This window comes from Gilliamella sp. BG3 (assembly GCF_046635605.1).
Lineage (GTDB): Bacteria > Pseudomonadota > Gammaproteobacteria > Enterobacterales > Orbaceae > Gilliamella > Gilliamella bombi.
This window is the reverse complement of sequence record NZ_JBIDFE010000053.1, coordinates 1-2523: the sequence shown is the minus strand read 5'-3', so window position 1 is coordinate 2523 and position 2523 is coordinate 1. Positions and strand designations below refer to the sequence as shown.

Sequence of the window (2523 nt, the reverse complement as noted above, 5' to 3'; positions counted from 1 at the left end):
CAAGTTCGAGTTCGTAAAGCTTAAGGAGCAATAATGAAGAACGAAAAGATTATTTTTAATAAAAAATTAATTACCAATTCCGCTCAAGTAGCACAGGCTTGGAATCAGTTAAAAGCAAGCCGTCAAATCTTTAACAATGCTCAAAACCAAATGAGTGCAACGCATGGTAATGCTATTGAAGTTAATCAAGCCGCAATCTTAACCCAAGATTACTGGCGTGAAGTGGATAACGTAACCACCCGTGTTATCCGTGATGATGAGGGCGCACCATTACTTGATGATTTATTATCATTAGGTACGCCTATCTCCATTGGCAAAACAGCGGCACTATACCGTGTTTCAAGCGATGCAGGATATGTTAATCGCTCAATGTCAGGGCAAGAGCCAGAAACGCTAGATAAGGTTGTTTATGACCATTATGGTGACCCTGTGCCAATCTTTAAAACGGGTTATGCTCGTGAATGGCGTGAATGGTTAGGTTTGCAAACTGAAAACATCGACGCAATGTCAGATGACCAAGAAGCGGCAGTGGCAGCATTACGCCAAGATATGGCGCAATACATTTTAACAGGTGATGAAAAAATCAAAGTACAAAACTTTGAAGGCAAAGGTATCACTAATCATCCACATACCAATCAAGTGGATTTAAGTGCGTCTGGTTTGAATATTGATTTAACATCAACAGCCACAAGTAACGACGATATTATTAATTTCTTCACAAAAGACCTTGTTGTTATTCTTGATGCTAATTTAGTGTCAGAACAATTAAAAGTCTTTATCTCTCCTGAAATTGAGCGCCGTTTAAATCTTCCTTACTCTAATTCAAATGGATTTAAAGAGGGGACAGTAAAAGACTATATTTTACGTTACTCAGCGCACATTGGTTCATTCACTAAAACATTTGAGTTAAAAGGCAACCACTTCATTGGTTACGTTCGCAATGCTCAGTACATTAAAACCCGTATTGCTGCGCCGATTGGTTCATTTATGAAGCAACGAATTAACCCGCATGACAACTATCAAACATTGGTTTGGTCGGCATTTGGCTTGCAAATCAAACGTGACTTTAACGGTAAAAGCAAAGTCTTTAACGCTCGGGGGTAATTGATGAAATTACGGGTAACTAAACGCGGCTGTTTCGGCCGCATTGATGGCGCGGTAACTGAACTACCTATTGGGTATGAATTCCATGCTACAGACATTCCTACTGCTTTTATTGGGCGTGTAATTGTGTTAGAGCAGCAATCTGTTGAAGTTGAAGCAGACAAAAAGAAAAAGGGTAAATAATCATGTCAGTACAGGTAACCGCAGAAGACGTTAATCAAATGTTATCAGAGCTTGGTTATTCTGTACCGAGCATTGTTATTAACGCAATCCTTAACAAGGTGAATTCAATCAGTGATTGCTTGGTTGCTCATAATTATTCAGAAGCTGACCAACTTTTGATACTGATTTACTCAGCTTGTTTACTGGCTCAAATGCAAGGAGCAAGAAAAATCGCATCACAATCAGCACCAAGCGGTGCGTCAAGGTCATTTAAATATGATGATGTGGGTTTTAAATCCATGTACTCATTGCTAAAAAATCTTGATGTCCACGGATGTACTGATTGCTTAGGTATTTCTTGTTCAAAGAAACCATTTTTTTTAGTTGTTGGAGGTAGGGATGAGTAATACAGCGAATTGGAGCTATACAAATGTTGCAACCGTATATCCTCACATGGGATACGACGGAGAAAACAATGTTGATACTTACGGTCAACCTTATTTGGTGAAATGCACATGGAAAGATGAAGCGCCAAACGCGTTGGGTGCTTACATTGATTCTTTAGGCGTTGAAAGAGTGAGAAAAACAACTTTTTACACCGAAGATAATCGAATTAAGCAGGGTGATTTCATAGCAAAAGGTGATAAAACTTCGTTATCGTTAGAAGCCTCAAACGCTGAAAAAGTAGAGTTTGTGCTTGAATATGATATGAGCGCTTTTGGTGAAATCCCTGATTATGAGGTGGTTACCTAATGGCAGTTAAAGGCGTTTCAAAAGTGAATAGAAATATTCACAGGATAACTAATGAAATTGCCAACATCCGAACCCAAAGAATCATCCAGCAAGTTATGATTGTGGGTATGTCTTTTGTTGCTCCAATCACCCCTAGAGACACTTCAACGCTAATTAATTCGCAGTATAGAGAACTAAAACCAATTCCCAAAGGTTGGGTTGGTCGAGTTGGTTATACGGCTAATTATGCAGCTTTCGTTAATAACGCAAAAGGTACAGCAAAAGGTAAGCGCACAGGTAAGAAATCACAGGGCGATTATTGGTCTCCCAACGCAGAGCCTCACTTTGTTGAAAAGGGGTTTGAAAGAGATGGAAAGCAGGCTATTGAGCAAGTTATTAAAGATGGGTACAAAATATGATTTCTGATACATATAACTCAATCAAAGATTGGCTGAATTCACATAATTTACTTGATGATTACATTTTACAATTTCGGAAATGGGTTGAAGTAAAAAACACAAAATC

5 protein-coding genes are annotated in these 2523 nt (G+C 38.7%); all 5 read left to right on the top strand.

All coding sequences use genetic code 11. The features are described 5' to 3' along the window. Positions 1-33 precede the first annotated feature (33 nt). Genes ACGH6S_RS12090 through ACGH6S_RS12070 form a run of 5 tightly spaced genes read left to right on the top strand, consistent with a single transcriptional unit; the run spans position 34 to position 2417 of the window. Positions 34-1104, top strand: a complete 1071-nt coding sequence (locus ACGH6S_RS12090) for a major capsid protein (protein ID WP_174798211.1) — start codon at positions 34-36, stop codon at positions 1102-1104. A 3-nt stretch (positions 1105-1107) separates the two neighbouring features. Further along, positions 1108-1287: a hypothetical protein gene (locus tag ACGH6S_RS12085; protein WP_065636185.1), complete on the top strand. Its 180-nt coding sequence runs from the start codon at positions 1108-1110 to the stop codon at positions 1285-1287. A 2-nt stretch (positions 1288-1289) separates the two neighbouring features. Then, complete coding sequence (locus ACGH6S_RS12080) at positions 1290-1673, top strand: hypothetical protein (RefSeq protein ID WP_065636184.1); 384 nt, start codon at positions 1290-1292, stop codon at positions 1671-1673. Beyond that, complete coding sequence (locus tag ACGH6S_RS12075) at positions 1666-2019, top strand: hypothetical protein (protein WP_174798212.1); 354 nt, start codon at positions 1666-1668, stop codon at positions 2017-2019. Before ACGH6S_RS12080 ends, ACGH6S_RS12075 begins: the two co-directional genes overlap by 8 nt. Beyond that, the gene (locus tag ACGH6S_RS12070; RefSeq protein WP_411578999.1) at positions 2019-2417 is read left to right on the top strand and encodes a hypothetical protein; all 399 of its coding nucleotides are present in this window, start codon (positions 2019-2021) and stop codon (positions 2415-2417) included. The genes ACGH6S_RS12075 and ACGH6S_RS12070 overlap by 1 nt, the downstream gene beginning before the upstream one ends. Positions 2418-2523 lie beyond the last annotated feature (106 nt).

What these genes read in the sequence shown, in the direction of transcription:
- ACGH6S_RS12090 (WP_174798211.1), top strand. Translation starts at nt 34, where the DNA reads ATGAAGAACGAAAAGATTATTTTTAATAAAAAATTAATTACCAATTCC.
- ACGH6S_RS12085 (WP_065636185.1), top strand. Translation starts at nt 1,108, where the DNA reads ATGAAATTACGGGTAACTAAACGCGGCTGTTTCGGCCGCATTGATGGC.
- ACGH6S_RS12080 (WP_065636184.1), top strand. Translation starts at nt 1,290, where the DNA reads ATGTCAGTACAGGTAACCGCAGAAGACGTTAATCAAATGTTATCAGAG.
- ACGH6S_RS12075 (WP_174798212.1), top strand. Translation starts at nt 1,666, where the DNA reads ATGAGTAATACAGCGAATTGGAGCTATACAAATGTTGCAACCGTATAT.
- ACGH6S_RS12070 (WP_411578999.1), top strand. Translation starts at nt 2,019, where the DNA reads ATGGCAGTTAAAGGCGTTTCAAAAGTGAATAGAAATATTCACAGGATA.